Origin of the sequence: Edaphobacter sp. (genome assembly GCF_035763405.1) — a bacterium.
Classification (GTDB): Bacteria; Acidobacteriota; Terriglobia; order Terriglobales; family Acidobacteriaceae; genus Edaphobacter.
Genome location: NZ_DASUBE010000084.1, coordinates 14,787 through 34,840, shown reverse-complemented (window position 1 = coordinate 34,840; position 20,054 = coordinate 14,787). Strand labels below are relative to the sequence as shown.

The 20,054-nt window shown below is 60.2% G+C and carries 17 protein-coding genes and 2 tRNA genes; 13 read left to right on the top strand and 6 right to left on the bottom strand.

The window, feature by feature from the left end; all coding sequences use genetic code 11:
- The first annotated feature begins 642 nt into the window (after positions 1–642).
- The 5 genes from VFU66_RS08680 to VFU66_RS08660 all read left to right on the top strand — a co-directional run bounded on the left by VFU66_RS08680 (position 643) and on the right by VFU66_RS08660 (position 7,986).
- Positions 643–978, top strand: a complete 336-nt coding sequence (locus VFU66_RS08680) for a hypothetical protein (RefSeq protein ID WP_326445845.1) — start codon at positions 643–645, stop codon at positions 976–978.
- A 91-nt stretch (positions 979–1,069) separates the two neighbouring features.
- Entirely contained in the window at positions 1,070–2,317 is a 1,248-nt protein-coding gene (locus tag VFU66_RS08675) for an efflux RND transporter periplasmic adaptor subunit (protein WP_326445844.1), read from the top strand.
- Entirely contained in the window at positions 2,318–5,458 is a 3,141-nt protein-coding gene (locus tag VFU66_RS08670; RefSeq protein WP_326445843.1) for an efflux RND transporter permease subunit, read from the top strand.
- A 9-nt stretch (positions 5,459–5,467) separates the two neighbouring features.
- Positions 5,468–6,772 carry a TolC family protein gene (locus VFU66_RS08665; protein WP_326445842.1) on the top strand — a complete coding sequence of 435 codons (1,305 nt, stop codon included), beginning with the start codon at positions 5,468–5,470 and terminating at the stop codon, positions 6,770–6,772.
- Positions 6,773–7,320: 548 nt separating this feature from the next.
- On the top strand, positions 7,321–7,986 hold the full coding sequence (locus tag VFU66_RS08660) for a hypothetical protein (RefSeq protein ID WP_326445841.1): 666 nt from the start codon (positions 7,321–7,323) through the stop codon (positions 7,984–7,986).
- A 23-nt stretch (positions 7,987–8,009) separates the two neighbouring features.
- Here the strand turns inward: VFU66_RS08660 and VFU66_RS08655 are convergent.
- From VFU66_RS08655 to VFU66_RS08640, 4 genes are all read right to left on the bottom strand, one after another.
- Positions 8,010–8,086, bottom strand: a tRNA-Arg gene (locus tag VFU66_RS08655).
- An 80-nt stretch (positions 8,087–8,166) separates the two neighbouring features.
- The gene (locus tag VFU66_RS08650; protein ID WP_326445840.1) at positions 8,167–9,777 is read right to left on the bottom strand and encodes a phytoene desaturase family protein; all 1,611 of its coding nucleotides are present in this window, start codon (positions 9,775–9,777) and stop codon (positions 8,167–8,169) included.
- A 37-nt stretch (positions 9,778–9,814) separates the two neighbouring features.
- Positions 9,815–9,891, bottom strand: a tRNA-Arg gene (locus VFU66_RS08645).
- A 410-nt stretch (positions 9,892–10,301) separates the two neighbouring features.
- The gene (locus VFU66_RS08640; RefSeq protein WP_326445839.1) at positions 10,302–10,562 is read right to left on the bottom strand and encodes a hypothetical protein; all 261 of its coding nucleotides are present in this window, start codon (positions 10,560–10,562) and stop codon (positions 10,302–10,304) included.
- Between the two features lie 55 nt (positions 10,563–10,617).
- On the opposite strand from VFU66_RS08640, the gene VFU66_RS08635 reads away from it, so the two are divergent.
- Entirely contained in the window at positions 10,618–11,217 is a 600-nt protein-coding gene (locus VFU66_RS08635; RefSeq protein WP_326445838.1) for an HAD family hydrolase, read from the top strand.
- 234 nt (positions 11,218–11,451) lie between these two features.
- Here the strand turns inward: VFU66_RS08635 and VFU66_RS08630 are convergent, their stop codons facing one another.
- A complete protein-coding gene (locus VFU66_RS08630; RefSeq protein WP_326445837.1) occupies positions 11,452–11,943 on the bottom strand; it encodes a TlpA family protein disulfide reductase in 492 nt (163 codons plus the stop codon).
- A gap of 52 nt (positions 11,944–11,995) precedes the next feature.
- Between VFU66_RS08630 and VFU66_RS08625 the strand changes: the two genes are divergently transcribed.
- The 5 genes from VFU66_RS08625 to truB all read left to right on the top strand — a co-directional run bounded on the left by VFU66_RS08625 (position 11,996) and on the right by truB (position 15,734).
- On the top strand, positions 11,996–13,048 hold the full coding sequence (locus VFU66_RS08625; protein WP_326445836.1) for a glycosyltransferase family 2 protein: 1,053 nt from the start codon (positions 11,996–11,998) through the stop codon (positions 13,046–13,048).
- Positions 13,049–13,104: 56 nt separating this feature from the next.
- Positions 13,105–13,515, top strand: coding sequence for a 6-pyruvoyl trahydropterin synthase family protein (locus tag VFU66_RS08620; RefSeq protein ID WP_326445835.1), 411 nt, complete (start codon positions 13,105–13,107; stop codon positions 13,513–13,515).
- Positions 13,512–13,934, top strand: coding sequence for a 6-carboxytetrahydropterin synthase (locus tag VFU66_RS08615; RefSeq protein ID WP_326445834.1), 423 nt, complete (start codon positions 13,512–13,514; stop codon positions 13,932–13,934). Before VFU66_RS08620 ends, VFU66_RS08615 begins: the two co-directional genes overlap by 4 nt.
- 12 nt (positions 13,935–13,946) lie before the next feature.
- A complete protein-coding gene (gene folE / locus VFU66_RS08610) occupies positions 13,947–14,555 on the top strand; it encodes a GTP cyclohydrolase I FolE (protein ID WP_326445833.1) in 609 nt (202 codons plus the stop codon).
- Positions 14,556–14,858: 303 nt separating this feature from the next.
- A complete protein-coding gene (gene truB, locus VFU66_RS08605; protein ID WP_326445832.1) occupies positions 14,859–15,734 on the top strand; it encodes a tRNA pseudouridine(55) synthase TruB in 876 nt (291 codons plus the stop codon).
- Between the two features lie 170 nt (positions 15,735–15,904).
- Here truB and VFU66_RS08600 read toward each other — a convergent pair whose 3' ends face one another.
- Positions 15,905–16,663, bottom strand: coding sequence for an arylesterase (locus VFU66_RS08600; RefSeq protein ID WP_326445831.1), 759 nt, complete (start codon positions 16,661–16,663; stop codon positions 15,905–15,907).
- Between the two features lie 80 nt (positions 16,664–16,743).
- On the opposite strand from VFU66_RS08600, the gene VFU66_RS08595 reads away from it, so the two are divergent.
- On the top strand, positions 16,744–17,457 hold the full coding sequence (locus VFU66_RS08595) for an ABC transporter ATP-binding protein (protein WP_326445852.1): 714 nt from the start codon (positions 16,744–16,746) through the stop codon (positions 17,455–17,457).
- Positions 17,458–17,469: 12 nt separating this feature from the next.
- Positions 17,470–20,052, top strand: a complete 2,583-nt coding sequence (locus VFU66_RS08590) for an ABC transporter permease (RefSeq protein ID WP_326445830.1) — start codon at positions 17,470–17,472, stop codon at positions 20,050–20,052.
- The last annotated feature ends 2 nt before the right edge of the window (positions 20,053–20,054 follow it).

Here is a 20,054-nt window from a genome sequence, read left to right as displayed (position 1 = left end):
ATTCAGTCTATTGCGGACTAAATTGGTCGTCAATTTACTGCGGCTGCTCCGCAGGTACCTCCTCCCCCCGGTTAAGTACTCAAAGTCCTTCAAACATTGGACTTAGGTCCGGACTTCGGTTTGGAGGTCCGGTTGGGATGGAGATTGTCTGAGGGCACTTGAGCCTCTATTTCTATGATAGCGGATGGAGGTAACTCGACCGCCAAGGGTTTGCTTTCTGTTTTCAAGGCGATGGGTGGGGTGGGGGGTTGACAGGGTGTTGGGAGCGGCAAAAGCGGGTCCTCCCACTGTGCGGAAGGATGGCAACTGAAAAGTGGCTGGTGGAGTGTGTGCGTTCCCACCCTGGGCGATGAAGCTGCCAAGGATGGGGCAGCCGAGCGTTTGTGGCGGTTTGGAAGAAGGCAAAAGCAGATTCCTTCCCCTTCGGCTTCGCTCAGGGTACGGAATGGAAATGCAAAGGGGCTACGGAATGGAAATGTAAAAAGGCTGTGAAATCGAAATGCAAAAAAGTTACGGAATGGAAATGAGCGACGGAATGGAACCGGGTTGATACGTTTGCGGCTTTGGGGCGTCTTATCAGGTAGAGTCCGTCAATCCTGAAAGCCCATGAGCTACACTGAGGACGTGGAATCAATTTCACAAATGAACAGCAGTAGAGTGTTGCGCTATCTGGTTGGCGCGATGCTGTGCGGGCTGTTGCTGGTCTACGCGCTGGGCGCGAAGCTGGCGCTGTACCATACGGGACAGCCGGGCGCGCGGTCGGTAGCTGCGACCAAGGCGTGGCAGGACCAGGCGATCCCTTCGGTTGAAGCTGAGATTGCGCCTGTGCTGGCGACGCCGTCGGTGATGGAAGCTGTTGCGGCGCTGCTGAGCCTGGTTTTTGTTGCTGTGTGGTACGTTGCGGAAGACAAGCCGGTGATGGCTGTAGCCCACGGATTTTCGCCGCATCTTTCTGTACGTCCCCCTCCTGCTGTTTAAGACGTTTCGCTCCCTGCCGGAGCCGTTCCGGCCCCGGCTTTGTGCCCTTTTACAGGCACGGCTTTTTGCCCATGCCAAGTGAGTGATGACGATGAATCGTGTTTCTGCATTGCAGGCCAAGGTGTCAGTTGGCCTTCTGTCTCTGTCTTTGTTGTTTGTCGCGGGACTGGGTTGCAATCGTTCGGCGGCGGTCCAGACGGATCCGCCATCGGCTGAGGTGATTGCTCCGATTGCGGTGGTGAAGCATGCTCCGCTGAGCAAGTCGCTGGATGTGGCGGGAGAGTTCTTCCCGTATCAGGAGGTCGAGCTTCATGCGAAGGTTGCGGGCTACATCCGGCACATCAACGTGGACATTGGCGACCGGGTGCGGGCGGGTGAGGTGCTGGCGACGCTGGATGTGCCGGAGTTGACGGCGCAGGCTGCGGGCGCGAATGCGGGCGTGGCGCAGACGCGGGACCAGATTGCGCGGGCGAAGAGCGACATTCTGCGCGCGCAGGCGAACCATGACGCGCTTCATGCGGCGGCTAAGCGATTGCAGCAGGCTTCGGCTGCGCAGCCTGGGTTGATTGCGCAGCAGGAACTGGACGATGCGAATGCGAAGGACCGCGAGGCGGAGGCGGCGCTGGATGCGGCGAAGTCAACGCTTTCGGCGATGCAGCAGCAGCTTGGGGTTTCGCAGGCGGACCAGCAGCGATATTCGGCGATGGTGGATTACTCGCGGATTGTGGCACCGTTCAGCGGTGTGGTGACGTGGCGGTATGCGGACACGGGCGCGCTGATTCAGGCGGGCACGTCGAATGCAAGCTCGATGCCGGTGGTGAAGCTGGCGCAGGTGGACATGCTGCGGTTGCGGCTGCCGGTGCCTGCGTCGCTGGTGGGGTATGTGCGAATTGGCGATCCGGCGACGGTGCGGGTGAAGGCGCTGGGGTTGACGTTCACCGGCAAGGTGGCGCGGACGACGGCGGCGCTGGATCCTTCGACGCGCACGATGCAGGTGGAGATTGATGTGCCGAACAAGGACGGCAAGCTGGCTCCGGGGATGTATGCGGATGTTTCGCTGGCGATTGAGTCGGCGGGCGACGCGCTGGTGGTGCCGGTGCAGGCGGTGGACCAGACGGGTGTTGAGCCGTTTGTGAAGATTGTGAACCGCGACGGCGTGGTGGAGAAGCGCACCGTCGAGTTGGGTGTGACGACCGCGACCGAGGCGCAGATTTTGAACGGCGTGAAGGATGGCGACCAGGTGATTGTGGCGCAGCTTGCGAACTTTGAGACGGGCGAGAAGGTGACACCGCAGCAGAGTGTGAGCGTGGGCTTTTCGCCTGACGGGGAGGGCAAATAGATGTCGAGCTTTGCGCTTCGTTACCCGTTCTTCATCATTATGCTTTGTCTGATCATCGGGGTGGTGGGCTCGGTGACGGTAGCGCGGATGCCGGTGGATCTGTTTCCGCAGATTGATATTCCTGTGGTCGTGGTGGCGACGTTTTATAACGGGATGCCGCCGGAGGCGATTGAGTCGCACATCACGGACCCGTTTGAGCGGTTCTTTACGTTGGGCAGCGGGATTGACCACATCGAGTCGCGGTCGCTGCCGGGCGTGAGCTTGATCAAGGTTTATTTTCAGCCGGGAGTTGATCCGAATGCGGCGGTGACGACGATCTCGAACCTGGCGATGGCGCAGTTGCGACGGTTGCCGCCGGGGACGCTGCCGCCGGTGGTGCTGAAGTTCGATGCGTCGAGTCTGCCGGTGTGTTTGATCACGCTGAAGGGACAGGGGCTGAGCGAGACGCAGTTGCACGACATTGGCCAGTACGACGTGAGGAACCAGTTGGCGAACGTGCCGGGCGCTTCGGTGCCGGTGCCGTTTGGCGGGAAGTACAGGCAGATTCAGGTGTATGTGGATCCGGTGAAGCTGGAGGCGCACCAGTTGAGCCTGATGGACGTGGTCAGGACGGTGAATGATTCGAACTCGATTCTGCCGTCGGGCGATGTGAAGATCGGGCCGAAGGACTTCAATATTTATACGAACTCGCAGTTGCCCGATATGAAGGACATTGACGATCTGCCGCTGAAGACGGTGGGCAATGGGCAGTTGCTGATCTCGGACATTGGCGAGGCGAAGGATGCGAATGCGATCCAGACGAACATCGTTCGCGTGGATGGGCAGCACTCGGTGTACCTGCCGATTTTGAAGCAGGGTGGCGATAGCAACACGATCTCGATTGTGAATGGGATTCGCGCGGGGATTAAGGGGCTGGTGGATGTGCCGAAGGCGCTGGTGGCGAAGGTGGTCTTCGACCAGTCGGCGTTTGTGAAGACGGCGATTCGGAACCTGGGGAACGAGGGCGGGATCGGGTTGATTCTGACTGCGTTTATGATTCTGATCTTTCTGGGGAACTTTCGCGCGACGCTGGCGGTGATGCTGTCGATTCCACTGTCGGCGCTGGCGGCGTTTCTGGCGCTGAATCTGGGCGGCGGCACGATTAACAGCATGGTGCTGGGCGGGTTGGCACTGGCATTTTCAAGATTGATCGACAACTCGGTGGTGGTGCTGGAGAACATCTTCCGGCATATGGAGATGGGGAAGTCGCCTGCAGTTGCGGCTGAAGAGGGTGGAAGGGAAGTGGCGCTGCCGGTGCTTGCGGCGACGTTCACGACGGCGATTGTGTTTTTTCCGGTGGTGTTTCTTTATGGCGTGAGCCGGTTTTTGTTTACGGCGCTGGCGCTCTCGGTGGTGCTGTCGATGTTCGCTTCGTATCTGGTGGCGATGACGGTGGTGCCGCTGTTCTGCGCGAAGTTCATTAAGAATGCGCATGGAGAGGCTGGGCACAGGCCGGGGAAGACTCCGTTTCAGCGGTTCGTGCGCGGATTCAATCGCAGCTACAACCGGATGCTGATGCACTACGACAGGAGCGTGGGCAAGGCGTTGCAGTCGCCGCGTGCGGTGGTGGTGGGCGTGCTGGCGGTGTTTGTGGTGAGCCTGATGCTGTTTCCGTTCATGGGGGAGGCGTTCTTTCCGCGGACGGACCCAGGGCAGTTTGCGATTCGCGTGAAGGCTCCGACGGGCACAAGGCTGGAGGTGACGGACCAGTATATTGCGCGCGTGGAGGCTGATATTCGCTCGGTGGTTCCGAAGAAAGACCTCGGGATTATTGTGTCGAACATTGGCACAGTATCTGGGTTCTCGGCGATTTATACGAGTAACTCGGGGCCGCATACGGCGTATGTGCAGGTGAGTCTGAATGAAGGGCACAAGTTGAGCAGCTTTGACTACATGAACCGCGTGCGGGCGAAGGTGCAGCAGGACTTGCCGGAGCTTTCGACGTACTTTGAGACGGGTGGGCTGGTGGATGCGGTGGTGAATCAGGGACTGCCTGCGCCGATTGATGTTCAGGTCGGTGGGAACAATATGGAAGAGGCGCACGCGGTGGCGGCTGACCTGGCGCGGAAGATTCGCGGACTGAAGGGCGTGAGCGATGTGCTGATTCCACAGGACATGGATTATCCGTCGCTTGAGCTGAATGTAAGGCGGGAGATGGCGGCGCGGCTGGGGCTTGATTCGCGCGAGGTGGTGGACAACGTGATTACGGCGCTGGCCTCGAATGGAATGATTGCGCCGAGTTACTGGGTCGATCCTAAGTCGGGGAATAATTATTTGCTGACGGTGCAGTATAAGGGCGCGCAGATTCAGTCGATGACGGACTTGAAGCAGATCCCGTTGCACTCGAAGGACGGCGCGGAGGTGACGAACCTTGGCGCGGTGGTGGACATCAAGCGGCTGAATGCGCCGACGGAGGTGGACCACTACCAGCTTCGGCGCGTGATCGATGTGTATGTTGCGCCGTCGGGCGAGGACCTGGGCGGGCTGGCTACGAAGGTGGACAAGCTGATCGCCGAGGAGCATACACCTTCGGATATTCGCGTGACGATGCGCGGGTCGGTGGAGGGGATGCGGCGGTCGTTCAAGAGCTTCGGGCTTGGGCTGATTCTGTCGATTGTGCTGGTGTACCTGATTCTGATGGCGCAGTTTGCTTCGTTCTCGGACCCGATGATTATTCTGCTGGCGGTTCCGCCGGGGATTACGGGAGTGATTCTGACGCTGCTGGCGACGCATACGACGCTGAATGTGATGTCGCTGATGGGCGTGATTATGATGACGGGAATTGTGGTGTCGAACTCGATCCTGATTGTGGACGTGGCGCGGATTCTGCGTGGCGAGGGGATGCCGATCGATGAGGCTGTGGCGACGGCGTGCCGGTTGCGGCTGAGGCCGGTGCTGATGACTTCGTTTGCGACGATCCTGGGGATGATTCCGATGGCTCTGGCGCTGGAGGCTGGCAGCGAGCAGTACGCTCCGCTGGCGCGGGCGATTATTGGCGGGCTGCTGGTTTCGGTGATTGTGACGGTGTATGTGGTGCCGGCGGCGTATCTGTGGGTGCATCGGCATGAAGAGGCCGCGGTTGCGGTGGAAGAGGGAGCTTAGATGAGGTCCATGGCTACGGCTTGTTTTTTTGTGATGATGGGGACGCTTTCAGTGGGGGCGCAGGTGGCTCCAACTGTGCCTGCTCAATCGTCGAGCCAGACGTTGACGATTTCGCAGGCGGAGCAACTGGCGCTGAAGAATAATCCTCGGATTGCGGTGGCGCGGCTGGAGGCGCTGGCCGAGGGGCAGGTGACGCGCGAGGCACGGTCGTCTGAACTGCCGGAGCTGGCGGGCAACCTGACGGCAGTGGAACCGAAGGCTGGAAGCCGCGTGACGGCGGGCGGGTTGAATAATCCTGTTCTCTATGAGCGCGCGGCGGCGGGTGTGACGTTGCGGCAGATGATTACGGACTTCGGCAGGACACGCAATCTGGTGGGTTCGGCCGAGCTGCGCGCGAAGGCTGCGGCGAGCGCGCAGATGGCGACGGCGGACGACGTGACGTATGCCGTGGATGAGGCGTTTTATCACGCGCTGAGCACGCAGGCGGTGTTGAAAGTGGCAGCCGATACGGTGAAGGCTCGGCAGACGACGGCTGACCAGGTGAGTGCGCTGACGGCGGCGAAGTTGAAATCGACGCTCGATTTGAGCTTTGCGAATGTGGATCTGGCGCAGGCGAAGCTGCTGCTGGTGGATGCCGAGAACGCAAATCAGGACGCGCTGACGACACTGAATGCGCTGCTTGGGAATGAGCGTGACGTGGCGTACACGCTGGTGGACGAGACGCCGAAGTCGCCTGCGGTGGCTCCCGAGGATGCGGAGCCGCTGGTGACGGAGGCGTTTGCGCGCAGGCCAGATTTGCAGTCGCTTGATGAGCAGTATGCGGCGGCGAAGAAGTTCAGCGCGGCGGAGCACGATCTGTGGAGGCCGACGGTGACGGCGCTGGGCGTGGTGGGAGATACTCCGGTGCGCGCGGACCAGATTACGACGCCGTGGTATGGCGGCGTAGGCGTGAATATGAATGTGCCGCTGTTCAATGGGTTTTTGTACACGGCCCGGGCGAAGGAGGCCGACCTGCGGGCGGGAGCGGCGAACGAACAGGTGCAGGCGTTGCGGCAGACGATTGCGCGCGACGTGAGGGCGACGGTGCTGGCGGCGCAGTCGAACTTCGAACGCATTGCCGTGACGGGGCAACTGGTGAAGGAGGCAAGCTCTGCATTTGACCTGGCGCAGACGCGGTACAAGATTGGACTTTCGTCGATTGTGGAGCTGAGTCAGGCGCAGTTGGCCGAGACGCAGGCGCAGATTGCTTATGCGAACGCCCGTTATGAGTATGAGGGGTCACTGGCGGCGATTCGGTTCCAGACAGGGCAGTAGAGGTAGCGAGCTGGGTTTTGTGTTTCCCACCCTTCGCAAAAGCTCGAAGGATGGGCCCCGGGAAGTAACCCCCTTAGCGGCGATAAAGCCGCTGCGAAGACGGGACTCACGGCATCGACGGGGAGCGGGTGGGGATGCAGCGATTTGCCGGTTTGCAGGTGTAAACCGCAGTGTTCAGTATTGCGGGCAGGGCGAAACGAAGGTTTACAACAAAGATGTTTGATGACAGGCGGAGAAAGGGACCGAGGCAGGCTGGAGATGGGATGGCGCTGCCGTCAACATATTCATAGGAAATAAGATGGAATTATGCAGGACTGGAAAGGGCCGATGGGTGGGTGTTTTCCGGGCGACGTTGAAGGTATGGCAGTTCAGATGCTGTAAATACTGGTGAAATATGTCGTATTGCAACATTTTGCTTACACCCTTCCTGTTGTGGCGGGCTGGGTGGGTGTGATCGGAGTCAGCTTTAGAGTTCAGGAACAACCTGTGCATCAAGCCGGGACCGTGTCGATGACGGCCCGGACACGCGGAGTTCGCACGAGGTCACTATGCAGCTCGCCGAAGCATTCAAAATCGCGTTCGACATTCACGGAAACCAGAGGGACAGGAGCGGAGAGCCTTACCTGTTTCACGTGGTCCGGGTGGCCATGTCGATGAAGACGGATGAGGAGCGCGCGGTGGCGCTGCTGCACGATACGGTGGAGGCTTCGGCAACGCTGGAGGCGCAGGTTGATCTGGTGCGGAAGATCCGGCTGCACTTTGGAGAGGTGGTCTCCAAGACCGTGCTGCGGCTGACGCGGACCGAGTTTGAACCTTATATGGACTACATCCGACGGCTGAGCACGGACAAGCTGGCAGTGAAGGTGAAGCTGGCCGATCTGGCTGACAACATGCGCGAAGAGCGGCTGACAAGGCTGCCGGATGTTGAAGCGGACCAGCTAAGAGCGAAGTATGGACCGGCGTATCTGTTCCTGGGCGGCGACATCAAAATCGAAGCCTATGGGGAGGAAAAGACGGCGGAGGAGCGCGAGCGGGCAGCGCGGGAGAGTCTGGAACAGGGGCGGAAGCCGTTTCCGGAGCAGTGCTGTGCGGAGTGCCATGGGCCGCTGGATGGGGCTTACCTGAAGCGGACTCCGGCGCGCGATGCGATTGTCTGCTCGAAGTGCTTCAGCGGGAACATGACGGAGACGCCGTCGGTTCGGTCAAGAGATTGATTTGGGATGGATTGTGTGGGGAGTGGTGCGCCCGGAGCGATTCGAACGCCCGACCTACTGGTTCGTAGCCAGTTGCTCTATCCAGCTGAGCTACGGGCGCACATTGCTTTGCATGCAACTCTTTAAAGATAACGGAATTTGCTGCGCTGAGCAACCTGTGGATGAGGGTGCGCTGAACGTTTATTGCGCGGTTTCAATGTCCTGGAGGACGGCCATTGCGGCGTTGCGGCCGTTGATGCCGATGACGCTGCCGCCGGGATGCGTGCAGGCTCCGCAGAGATAGACGCCTGGCATGGGAGTGCGCGAGGACAGGCGATTGGACCACATGAAATTGGGGAGACATTCGCCCTGGAAGATGTGTCCGCCGGTAAGGCCGACTTTCTGCTCGATGTCGGGAGGGCCGAGTACTTGCGCGTCAAGCACGGCGCTTTCGATATTGGAACAGAAGCGGGCGAGCGAGCGCATGGCGAGCCGGCGGACTTCATCGCGGCGCTCGTCCCATGTGCCGCGCGAAAATTGATAAGGAACGTATTGCGCGAAGACGCTCATGGTGTGGCGGCCGGGTGGAGCAACGGTGGGGTCATGGACGCTTTGGAAGTAGATCTCGCACCAGAGGTGTTCGGGTAGTTCGCGGCGTCCGGCCGCTGCGAATGCCGATTTCCACTCTGCTTTGGTGAGGGGAGTGTTGATTTGACCGTAGTGGTGCGGTTGGTTGAGGCCAGGGCGGGCGGCGAAGTCGGGTAACTCGCTGAGCAAGAGGTTGAGCTTGACGGTGCAGCCTTGGATGGGGATTGCTTCGACACGTTGGCTCCACGCCGGGTCTGCGGACGTACTGAGCAGGCGTCGGGTTTGTCGCGGGTCGGCGTTGGAGATGATGACCGGTGCGGCGATGCGCTCGCCGCCTTCGAGGACGACTCCTTCGCCGGGGAGAATCTGCGCGACGGGCACACTGGTGGCGATGGTGGCTCCTGCTTCTCGTGCAGCGTCGCAGAAGTAAAACGAGACCATGCCCATGCCGCCCTGGACGTAGCCCCACATGCCGGGCATGCCGCCGAGGCGGCCTGAAGCGTGATGAAAGCGAATGGAGGCGGTGCCGGGGTCGAATGGGCTGGCGTTGGTGCCGATAACGCCTTGCCCGAGATAGGCGGTTTGGAGCCGCTCGTCGGTGAGGTAGTGCTCGACGAACTCGGCCATCGACCAGTCGAAGAGTACATGCCTGGCTTCGTCGTCTGCGCCGAGGCGATCTTCGATCTGTTCGCGCGTGGGAGGCTCGCCGATCCATAGATCTCGGACCCACAGATCGCGCCCGCCTTCGGGGCGCAGGGCGTCACGCAGTCTGCGGATGACTTCGTTCATCGAGCGCCAGCCTTCGATGTCTGCCGGGGCAAAGGTGCGGACTTCGGCCTCGCAGCGTTGGTCGTCGTCCCAGAGCTGAATGCTGGAGCCGTCGAGGAAGGGAACGAAGAGGCCGTTGACGGCCGGTGTCCACTGGAAGCCGCGTGCGGGCAGATTCAGTTCGGAGATGACGAGCGGATGCAGCAGGCCCGCCAGATAGGCGCAGGGAGACATCCGCACTCCGGGAAAGGGCTCTTCGATGGTGCAGGCTCCGCCTACTCGGTCGCGGGCTTCGAGCACGAGGACGCACTTGCCTGCGCGGGCGAGATAGGTTGCGCAGGCTAGTCCGTTGTGGCCCGCACCGACGATGATCGCGTCCCAGGTGCGTGAGGCCAGTTCGTGCATGGGGGTGGGCAGGCCGACTTTGCCAAGGAGAGCTGCGGTAGGGGAAGCCATCCGGACAGTATCTATTTTGTGGAGGCAGGTGGGAAGATGGTGCGCCCGGAGAGATTCGAACTCCCGACCCTTTGGTTCGAAGCCAAATGCTCTATCCAGCTGAGCTACGGGCGCACGCGATGATTCAACATAGCGGAAATTACGGATGACGGCAATGCGTTGGTTGATCGGTGGATCGTAGAGAACGGCCCGGGGCTAAAGAGCCTGTGTGAAGACCGGGATTATGAGTTGGACCTTCAGAGGGTGATGAAAAAGTGTCTCGCCGGGAAGAAAGCGTACCTCAGCGGCTAAAGCCGCGTTGATTTTGCAGCGTTAGCGGCACGGCTGAAGCCGTGCCGCTAAGCAAAATTGACTTTTTCAGCACCCTCTAAAGCCCTGGGAGTGCAGTCTGACTTATACCCAGGCCTTCGGCCCAGGCTGGTATATGTCGCGCCTTTGGCGCTGGGTGCTCTGCGCCGTCCTCGTGCAGACTTTGAAGTCCTGCGCTTTCACGGCGAGGCCACGTTGGAGATTTCAGATCGCAACTAGGCTGCTGGGGCAGGCGCGGGTTCGGGTGTGGTGAACAGGGCGACGGGTTCGAGGGTGTCGAGGCCGGCGCGACGCAGGAGCTGGTGGATGACGGACTGGTTGAGGCGGCTGGCGTCGTACTCGACGCGGACGGTCTTCTCGGCTTCGTTGACGACCAGGCGGCGGACGCCGTAGACCTCGCGGACTTTGCCCAAGGCAAGCGTGGCGGCTTCGGTGGGAGGCGCTCCGTAGCGATACAAAACGTCAAGCTGTGTCATGTTTTGATGATACCAGCGGTGCAGGGCGAGGGCTGTGCTTTCGTAGAATGCAGAGATGGCGATTGCGTTGGTTGAGGGAAGTTTTGCCGGGCTGGTATTTGATTGTGATGGGACGCTGGTAGATTCTGCGCCTGCGCACCTGGGGGCGTTGCAGAAGGCAATGGAGCCGCTGGGTCTGACGATGACGGCGGACTGGTACTATCCGCGCGTGGGGCTGGGGCCGGATGCGCTGCTGGACCAGTTTGAAGAGCACGTTGCGGTGAAAGGGTTGCCGCGTGGCGAGATTCTGGGGCGATATGATGCGGCGTTCCGGCAGTGTCTGCCGCTGATACGAGAGGTTCGGGTGATTGCGGAAGTCGCGCGGGAGTGGCATGGGAGAGTGCCGATGGCGGTTGCTTCGAATGGGCGGCGCGAGAATGTGGAGGCAACGTTGAGGGCGGCGAATTTGCTTTCGCTGTTCGACGTGATTGTGGGGGCGGAGGATGTGGAGCGCGGCAAGCCCGCTCCGGACGTGTACATGAAGGCTGCGTGTCGGATGCGGGTTGCGCCGGAGGAGTGCGTGGCGTTTGAGGATTCGGATGAGGGGTTGGCGGCTGCGCGGGCCGCGGGGATGAGGGTGGTGGATATTCGAGGATATCTTTCTCCGGCGCGGTGACTGTGATTATGGACGGCTGTCCCAGGGGATTGTTGGGCTGCCGATGAAATGCGGGGGTTCTTCCCATTCGACTTCGCTCGGGGCAGGCTGCTGCGCTCAGAATGACCGGACAAATCAGGGTCGGGGGAGGGATTGACGAAAAGCAGATTCCTTCCCCTTCGGCTTCGCTCAGGGTACGGAATGGAGATACAAAAGGCTGCGGAATGGAAATGCAGGGGCTTGCGATGAAAGAGACTACATTTTGGCGAGGTAGTTCATGATGTTCGGGTCGGTCCAGTCCTGCGCGCCGATGAACTTGCGGCGGAGGGTGCCCTGGCGGTCGATGATGTAGGTTTCGGGGATCTGGACGGTGCCGTAGAGGGCGTTGATGCGCTGGTCGGCGTCGCGGATGGTGACGAGATTGACGTGGTGCTGGACGAGGAACTGGTGGTAAACGTCTGGGTCCTGGTCCATACTGATGGCGACGATTTCGAGGTTGGGCATCTTCTGGTGGAGCGCGAGCAGGCTGGGGAGTTCTTCGATGCAGGGCGGGCACCAGGTGGCCCAGAGATTGAGCACGACGACGTGGCCGCGCAGTTTGGAGAGATCGACGGAGTGGGTGCCGTCGGTGATGGAGAACTCGGGTGCGGGCTTGTCGATGTTGTGGGGATGGCTGCCGCGGTCGCAGCCGGTGACGAGCAGCAGGGACAGGGTGAGGGCGGTGGCAATTCTGGGTACGGGGTTCACTGCTTTTAATCATACGGATTTTGCGGGGTTTTTATAATAGGAAGTCGTGAGTATGGGAGCGGATCCGGGTGGGATGGAATTGTCGGTGATTGTGCCGGCGCGCGATGAGGAGCGTTCGCTGGGGGCATGTCTGGAGTCGCTGGTGCGGCAGTCGGAGCCAGGATTCGCGCTGGGTGTGGAGTGGGAGCTAATTGTTGTCGATGATGCCTCGACTGACGCGACGCGGAGGATTGCGGAGCAGATCGCTGCGAGTCACGCGGGCGTGACGGTGATGGATGCGCCTCCGCTGGATGTGACAGGATTTACCGGTAAGACGAATGCGTGCTGGGCGGCAGCGCAGATTGCGCGCGGCGGGCATCTTCTGTTTACCGATGCCGACACGGTGCATGAGGCGGGGGATCTGTCGCGGGCGCTGCGTGAGGCGGAGCGGCACAAGGCGGCGTTGCTCTCGTATTCGCCGCGGCAGGAGGTGAGCGGTTTCTGGCAGAGAGCGGTGATGCCGCTGGTGTTTTCTGAGCTGGCCTCGGTGTATTCGATGAAGGTGATTAATGATCCGGAGAGCGAGCTGGCGGCGGCGAATGGGCAGTTTCTGATGGTGGAGCGCGAGGTGTATTTTGCAGCGGGTGGGCATCGCGCGGTGGGCGACGCGGTGCTGGAGGACGTCGAGTTGGCGTACAGGATCAAACGCAGGCCGGCGCTGATTAGGTTTCGCTATGCACCGGAGGCGCTCTCGACGCGGATGTATCGTACGACGGGAGAGATGGTGGAGGGTTGGACGAAAAACCTGGCGCTGCTATTTCCCAAGCCGGTTGCGCTGGCGCTGTGGAGGATGCTCGATATGCTGCTGTTCTTCGGGCTGCCGGTGCTGGCGTTTGGGATATGGTGGCTGGTGCCGTGGCAGCGGGCTGCGATTTTGCTAATCTGGGCGCGGACGGTGTGGCGGTTTTATGCGCGGGTGGCGCGGTCGAATTTTCCTGCCGTGGATGTAACCATTTCCATTCTGGGCGTTCCTTTGTTTGTGTATCTGCTGGTGCGCAGCGTAGTTCACCGACGTATCAAAAAATCGGTAGTCTGGAAGGGACGCAGTTACAATCCGGTGCGTTGATTTGCCTGCATGTTTGCATCCGGTGGTTGGCGAGTTACGTCTAAATCAGGGAACTTATGATTTTTCTTACGCGCAAAGCTGAATTTTCGTCGGCCCACTACTACTGGAACAATGCCTGGTCCGTGGAGGAGAACGAGCGCGCTTTCGGCAAATGCGCGAACCGCAACGGACATGGGCATAACTACACGATCGAAGTGACGGTTGCGGGCGAAGTTGATCCGGTTTCGGGATTTGTCGTCGATCTAAAGGAGTTGAAGGAGATTCTGGAACGCGAGGTGGTTGGTGTGTATGACCATCGGCATCTGAATCTTGAGGTGCCGGAGTTTAAGGACGCGGTTCCGACGACGGAGAATATTGCGATTGCCATTTGGCGGCGGCTGGATGGAAAGATTCCGAACGCGAAACTGCATCGTGTGCGGGTGTACGAGATGCCCGACCTTTTTGCTGACTTCTACGGTGAATTATGAAGGCGTATCTTTCTCGGCGGTATCGATTCAGCGCCTCGCACCGTTTGCACACGGATGCGTTCGATGGGGAGAAGAACCGCGAGGTCTTTGGCAAGTGCAATAATCCGCATGGGCACGGGCATAACTACACCGTCGAGGTGACGATGAGCGGGCAGGTGGATCCGGTGACAGGAATGGTCTGCGATCTTGGTGAGTTGGATCGCTTTGCACGGGCGAACGTGTTGACGCGATTCGACCACGCGAACCTGAATACACTGGATTGTTTTCAGGGACGGGTTTCGACGACCGAGAACTTGTCGATGGAGATTTACAGGATTTTTCAGGGTTTTACGGCTGCGCATCTGGAGCGCGTTCATGTGGAGGAGACAAGCAACAATTCCTTCGACTATGCGGGCGACGCTTCGAGTGTTCGGGAATGAGGGAGAGAGATTATGGCACGCAACGCTTCCACGATTGAACCAGCAGCGCTGGATACGGTTTCGACCAGAGAGCTTTACCGCGAATTGCTGGTGCGCGTTGGCGAAGATCCGAACCGCGACGGTTTGCTGCGCACCCCCGAGCGCATGGAAAAGGCGATGGCCTTTTTGACCAAGGGCTACAGCATGGATGTGACTGAAGTGTTGCATGATGCGCTCTTCGACGTGGACTACGACGAGATGGTGATTGTGAAGGACATTGAGTTCTATTCGATGTGCGAGCACCATATGCTTCCGTTCTTCGGCAAGGCGCATGTGGCATACGTGCCCAATGGCAAGGTGATCGGACTGAGTAAGATTCCGCGGCTGGTGGATGTGTTTGCGCGACGGTTGCAGGTGCAGGAGCGGTTGACGCGGCAGATTGGCGATGCCATTACCGAGGCGATTCACCCGCAGGGTGTGGCTGTGATTATGGAGGCGGCGCATCTTTGCATGATGATGCGCGGGGTGGAGAAACAGGAGTCGAGCACGGTGACTTCGGCAATGCTAGGTGTCTTCAAGACACAGATGCAGACGCGCAATGAGTTTTTGTCGCTGATTCGGCGGCAGGGCAGTTCGCTTTAGTCAGTTTGTGGTGTGAGAAATACGGGGATCTCTCCACTGCGGCGGCAAAGGGCGCCGCCTCCGGTCGAGATGACGTGGTGTGGGTGCGCAAAGAGCATCGATTTCAGTTGAGATGATGTGGTGTGGGGGATGTTGGACCCCGCCTTAGGTGCGATGAAGCTGCGCCGAAGATGGGCACCCGTCCGATGCGAAACGTAGATTCCCTTCGGGAATGACAACAAAAAAGTGGGGACTGCCTTGGGGATATGGACGTCACCGGGACGATACCTCCAGGAAAACAGCTATAAACTGAGTAGACCTTGCATGAACGGTCTACTTGTACTCGATAAGCCTGCTGGTTGCACGTCGCATGACGTGGTTGCCATTGTTCGCCGCGCCACGGGCGAGAAATCGATTGGACATCTGGGAACGCTGGACCCGATGGCTACCGGTGTGCTGCCGCTGTTGCTGGGCAAGTACACGCGGCTGGCGCAGTTTTTTGGCCAGGCGGAGAAGCATTATGAGGGGCATATCCGGTTTGGGTTTGCGACGAACACGTTCGATGCGGAAGGCGATCCTGTTGGCGAGGCGCGGCCGCTGACGAAGTCGCTGGATGAGTTGCGTGAGCTGGCGATGGTATTTCATGGCGAGATGGACCAGGTGCCTCCGGTATTTTCCGCAAAGAAGATTAATGGCGTCCCGGCGCACAAGCTGGCACGTGCCGGGGCCGAGGTTCCGGTGAAGGCTGCGAGGATTACGATTCATCATTTTGAACTGCGTTCGTTGGAAGGGGACACGGCGGCGTTTACGATGGAGGTTTCCGCTGGTGGATATGTGCGCTCGGTTGCACATGAACTGGGACAGATGGCAGGGTGCGGTGCGCATCTGGCGACGCTGCGGCGGACGCGCGCGGGAGTGTTCTCGCTGGCGGGGGCGGTGACGGTGGAGCAACTGAAACAGGCGGCTTCGCCTATAGAGATCGAAGCGATGTTGCCGCATCCGCGCACGCTGCTGCCGGAGATGCCTTCGGTGACTGTGGACGAGCAACTGGCCGGGCGGTTGCGCAATGGGATGCAGGTGAATCTGCCCGAGTTCTCGCAGGCTCCACTGGTGAAGGTGTTTACTTCGCCGACGGAGATGCTGGCGATTGCGCGCCGCGTTGCTGGGACGTTGATGCAGCCGATGATTGTGATGGGTTAGCGCATGTTTTTCTAGAACTACAGTTTGGCGCAACCCGAAGCAAAACGCAGATTCCCTTCGGGAATGACAAACAAAAATGACAAACAAAAGGGGCGAAGGTGAACGCAGATTGCCTTCGGGAATGACAAACAAGGGGGCTGAAAGAGGTCACAGCCGGGCTCGTTTTTTACTTACCGCGCCCTCTTCAGCAGAGGCGTGACGAGCGGCAGGATGTTTTTCGCTACGATTTTGTTGCCTGCGGCGGTGGCGTGGGTCATGTCTTCCTGCATCATGCCAGGGACGCCGAAGACGCCTTTGAGCAGGAAGGGCAGCATGGGGACGTGGTATTTGCGGGCGAGCAGCGTGTAGGTGGCGTTGAACTGCTGTATATAGTCCGGGCCGTAGTTGGGCGGCAGCGTGATGCCGGCGAGCACGACTTTGATGCGGTTGGATTTGAGCGTGCCGATGATTTTGTCGAGGTTGGCGCGCGTGTCGGCAATGGGCAGGCCGCGCAGTCCGTCGTTGCCGCCGAACTCGACGACGACGACGGAGGGTTTCATGCTAAGGACACGGCCGAGCCGGTCTACACCATCCTTGGTGGTGTTTCCACTGATGCCTTCGTTGACGACGCGGTAGCGATAGCCGAGGGCGTCGAGGTCGGCTTGCAGGTAGTCGGGATAGCTCTGGCCGAGGTCGGTGCCGTGGCCCGCGGTGAGGCTGTCGCCGAAGCAGACGACGAGGGGGCGCGTGTCGGAGATTTGTGGGCGGGCGGTTACGGGCGCGGGTGGACCTTCGGGGTGCGGGGCGAGATTTTGTGCGGAATTCGTGATCTTTGTATCGCCGGCTTGCGTATCTGCATCTGTGGAAGAGGCAGGGACGTGTTTTGTATGGCAACCGCTGAGGGCCAGCGCGACAACCGCTACTATAAGAAGGAATCCGCGTCGCTGCATCTGGTACCAATCTACCAAAGTGAATGGAGCAGCCAAAGGGGGCGGTACAGGTGATTGAAGCTGGACGAAACATCGCTCCGATGATTGCCGTGGAGGGGCTTAGGCGGTCGATCCGCAACGGCAGCCGCACGGTGGACATTCTGAAAGGTATCGACTTTACGGTGCCACAAGGGCAGTTTGTGGCCATTATGGGCGCAAGCGGCAGCGGGAAATCGACGCTGCTGGGCTTGCTGGCCGGGTTGGATACCCCGAGTGCAGGTGAAGTGCGACTGAATGGCACTGCTATCAGCTATCTGCCTGAGGACCAGTTGGCGCAGGTGCGCGGCAGGACGATTGGATTTGTGTTTCAGTCGTATCAACTGATTCCTACTTTGACGGCGCTGGAGAATGTGCTGCTTCCGCATGAGCTGAATGCGGATGGGAAGGAGAATGGTCTGGCGCGGGCGCGTGAGCTGCTGGTGAGCGTGGGTCTGGGTGATCGGATGGGGCATTATCCCGTGCAGCTTTCGGGAGGCGAACAGCAGCGTGTGGCGCTGGCGCGCGCGTTTATTTTGCGGCCTCCGATTGTGCTGGCCGATGAGCCGACGGGGAATCTGGACACGAAGAATGGCGCACATGTGCTGGACCTGCTGCTGAATTTGAACCGTGTGGAGGGCACGACGCTGGTGCTGGTGACGCACGATCCGATGCTGGCGAGTCATGCGGGGCGGCGCATTGTGCTGAGCGATGGGCTGATCGTGTCGGACGAACTGGCGCAGCAGGCAGATGATGCGCAGGCATCGGTGGCGCGGTAGAAAGGGGCAGCGGTGGCGAGTCTCTCGTGGAAGTCGGCCAGCAGGATCGCGGTGCGCGAGATGCATTCTTCGCGCGGAAAATTTTTCTTTGTGATTTTGTCGGTGGCGATTGGGGTTGCCGCGCTGACGGGCGTGCGCGGGTTTTCGGCATCGTTTCGCACGGCGCTGCTGGAGCAGGCGCGCAGCATTATGGCGGCGGACCTTTCGGCGCGCATGTTTCAGCAGCCTACGCCCGATCAGCAAAAGGGGCTGGATGAGATTGCGGCGAGCGGCGTAGAGATGACGCCGGTGACGGAGATGCTCTCGATGGCCTCTTCGGCGAAGACGCTGGACCCGCTGCTGATCTCGCTGAAGGCAGTCGATCCGGCGAAGTATCCGTTTTACGGGAAGGTGCAGCTTGCTCCGACGGCACAGTTGAAGGACGTACTGACGCCCGATACGGTGGCGGTCGCCGATGATCTGCTGGTGCGGCTGCACATGAATGTTGGCGATGAGCTGAAGATCGGCACGAAGGTCTTTCGCATTGCGTCGGTGGTGGTGAATGAGCCGGACCGGCTTTCGGGCAGCTTCGCTGCGGGACCGCGTGTGCTGATCTCTCGCGCGGGACTGGACGCGAGCGGGCTGCTGGCTCCGGGGAGCCATGCCGGGCAACGGTATCTCTTCAAGGTGCCGAAGCCCGCGAATGACGCACCGATTCCAGACAAGGCTGTTTCTGATTTGAAGGCGCGACTGGAAAAGCTGCTGCCTGAGTCTCAGGTGACGGACTACCGTGAGACGAATCCTGCGCTAACGCAGGGACTGGATCGCGCGACGGGATTGCTTTCGCTGATGAGCCTGGTGGCACTGGTGCTTGGAGCGATTGGCGTTGCAATGGCCATGCGGGCTCACCTACAGCAGCGGCTGGACACGATTGCGATTATGAAGTCGCTTGGGGCGCGGTCCGGGCAGATTATGAAGATCTATCTGCTACAGACGCTGCTGCTAGGGTTGGGCGGCGGCGCGCTGGGCGTGGCTCTGGGCGCGGGGGTGGAGCGGGCGTTTCCGTATTTTCTGGCGAAGCTGGTGAATGTTCACGCGGTACTGCATGTGAGCCCGCAGGCGATTCTGACGGGGCTTGCCGTGGGCGTGCTGACTACGCTGCTGTTTACGCTGCCTCCGCTGCTGGACATTCGCAGCGTACGTCCGATTCTGATTCTGCGTCGAGCGGTGGAGGAGAGCGAAGATCCGTTTGTTGTGGCGCTCAGGCGCAAGGCAGCGAAGAGCTTTGCGCAGATTGCTGCGATTTTGCTGATTGTGGGCGGGCTGGCGGCGATTGCGACGACGCTGTCCGACTCGGCGATGATTGGCAAGGTGTTTTCGCTTGGGCTGGCCGGGGTGCTTGTTGTGTTGCTGGCGGCTTCGGCTCTGGTGCTGTGGGCGCTGCGGGCTTTCCTCTCGAAGACACGGCTGCACCTGCCGTCGGTGGTGCGGCATGGGCTGGCGAATCTATATCGGCCGGGAAATCCTTCGGCTGCGCTGCTGGCTGCGCTGGGGCTGGGCGTGATGCAGATGATGACGGTGTATCTGGTGCAGCAGTCCGTGGTGAAGGAGCTGCATATTTCCGCGGCGCCGAATCTCCCGAACGTCTTCATGCTGGACGTTGCGAACGATGAGGTAGCCGGTGTGCGCGCGTTGCTGAAGGCGCAGCCGAGTGTGACGGCCACGCCGGAGATGATGCCGGTCGTGTCGTCGCGCATTTTGGCGATTGACGGTGTGCCCGAGGACCAGTTGAAGCTGAAGAATTTTCCGAAGCGGATGCTGAGGTCGATCTCGTTGACCTGGGCAGACGCGCCGCCCCCGGGAACCAAGGCGGTGGAAGGGAAGTGGTGGGCGGCTGATGAGACGCAGCCGCAGATTGCGATTGACCAACGGATGGCGGGTCGGCTGGGCGTGAAGGTCGGGTCGAAGATTACGTTTGCGGCGCAGGACGCGCAGATTGTCGCCACAGTCGTTGCGTTGACGAAGGCCGATGGGCAGCACGCCTTCTCGCGCGCGGAGTTCATCATGACTCCGACGGCGCTCAAGGGGCTGCCGGTGGTCTGGTACGGCGGCGTCCACGCAGACCCGGCGCGCGTGGGCGAATTGCAGCGGGCGCTGTTCAAGAACTATCCGACTATTACGGTCATCAACGTGGCGCAGGCGCTGGAGACGATACGCGGCGTGGTAATTCAGATTACGTATGTGGTCCAGTTCCTTGCGGCGTTCAGCATCTTTGCGGGCATTATTATTCTGGCGAGCTGCATTGCAGGCACGCGATACCGCCGGATCCGCGAGGTGGTGGTGCTGAAGACGCTGGGTGCGACGCGGGCACGGATTGCGACGGTCTTCTCGATTGAGTTTGCTGCGCTGGGTCTGGTGGCGGGCGTGGTGGGGGTTGCGTTTGCGAATCTGGTTGCCCGCGCGATGCTGACGCGGATGAAGGTGTCCTACCACCTGCGCTGGGATTGGACGTTGATTGCGCTGGCGGCGGTGTGCGGGCTGACGGTGGTGACGGGTTGGCTGGCCAGCCACCGGACGCTCGGCCAGAAGCCGCTTGAGGTGCTGCGGGAAGAGTAGTC

Bases quoted from the DNA above. Each gene is read 5' to 3' on its own strand.
- VFU66_RS08680 (WP_326445845.1), top strand. From the start codon at position 643: ATGAACAGCAGTAGAGTGTTGCGCTATCTGGTTGGCGCGATGCTGTGC.
- VFU66_RS08675 (WP_326445844.1), top strand. From the start codon at position 1,070: ATGAATCGTGTTTCTGCATTGCAGGCCAAGGTGTCAGTTGGCCTTCTG.
- VFU66_RS08670 (WP_326445843.1), top strand. From the start codon at position 2,318: ATGTCGAGCTTTGCGCTTCGTTACCCGTTCTTCATCATTATGCTTTGT.
- VFU66_RS08665 (WP_326445842.1), top strand. From the start codon at position 5,468: ATGGCTACGGCTTGTTTTTTTGTGATGATGGGGACGCTTTCAGTGGGG.
- VFU66_RS08660 (WP_326445841.1), top strand. From the start codon at position 7,321: ATGCAGCTCGCCGAAGCATTCAAAATCGCGTTCGACATTCACGGAAAC.
- VFU66_RS08650 (WP_326445840.1), bottom strand. From the start codon at position 9,777: ATGGCTTCCCCTACCGCAGCTCTCCTTGGCAAAGTCGGCCTGCCCACC.
- VFU66_RS08640 (WP_326445839.1), bottom strand. From the start codon at position 10,562: ATGACACAGCTTGACGTTTTGTATCGCTACGGAGCGCCTCCCACCGAA.
- VFU66_RS08635 (WP_326445838.1), top strand. From the start codon at position 10,618: ATGGCGATTGCGTTGGTTGAGGGAAGTTTTGCCGGGCTGGTATTTGAT.
- VFU66_RS08625 (WP_326445836.1), top strand. From the start codon at position 11,996: ATGGGAGCGGATCCGGGTGGGATGGAATTGTCGGTGATTGTGCCGGCG.
- VFU66_RS08620 (WP_326445835.1), top strand. From the start codon at position 13,105: ATGATTTTTCTTACGCGCAAAGCTGAATTTTCGTCGGCCCACTACTAC.
- VFU66_RS08615 (WP_326445834.1), top strand. From the start codon at position 13,512: ATGAAGGCGTATCTTTCTCGGCGGTATCGATTCAGCGCCTCGCACCGT.
- folE (WP_326445833.1), top strand. From the start codon at position 13,947: ATGGCACGCAACGCTTCCACGATTGAACCAGCAGCGCTGGATACGGTT.
- truB (WP_326445832.1), top strand. From the start codon at position 14,859: ATGAACGGTCTACTTGTACTCGATAAGCCTGCTGGTTGCACGTCGCAT.
- VFU66_RS08600 (WP_326445831.1), bottom strand. From the start codon at position 16,663: ATGCAGCGACGCGGATTCCTTCTTATAGTAGCGGTTGTCGCGCTGGCC.
- VFU66_RS08595 (WP_326445852.1), top strand. From the start codon at position 16,744: ATGATTGCCGTGGAGGGGCTTAGGCGGTCGATCCGCAACGGCAGCCGC.